Source organism: Cohnella sp. GbtcB17, from assembly GCF_019091135.1.
Taxonomy (GTDB): Bacteria; Bacillota; Bacilli; order Paenibacillales; family Paenibacillaceae; genus Cohnella.
In genome coordinates, this window is sequence record NZ_JAGXJW010000446.1 from 1 (window position 1) to 239 (window position 239).

The 239-nt window shown below is 70.7% G+C and carries 1 protein-coding gene; it reads left to right on the forward strand.

The annotated features are described in order from the left end of the window. Window positions 1–239: hypothetical protein (locus tag KVT38_RS34145; RefSeq protein WP_217598134.1), on the forward strand; the 239-nt coding region annotated here is incomplete at both ends.

The following is a 239-nucleotide window of genomic DNA, read 5'->3' on the forward strand; positions in this document are numbered from 1 at the left end:
GCGCCCGACCGGATCGCCAGGGCACAGGAGCCCTCCTGGAAGGATAACGACGCCGCCCTTCGCGACACGGACCCGTCGCTCCCCAAACCGCGGCCGTTTCCCGGCATCTGGATCGCCCGCATCGTGGCCGGCGCCGGCAGCACGGTTGTTACGCTGGACGCCGCAGCCGCCGTTTCCCTGGACCAGCCGATCAACCACGACGGTACGCTGCCGATCCGCCAGGGGATCAAGGTGGCCGG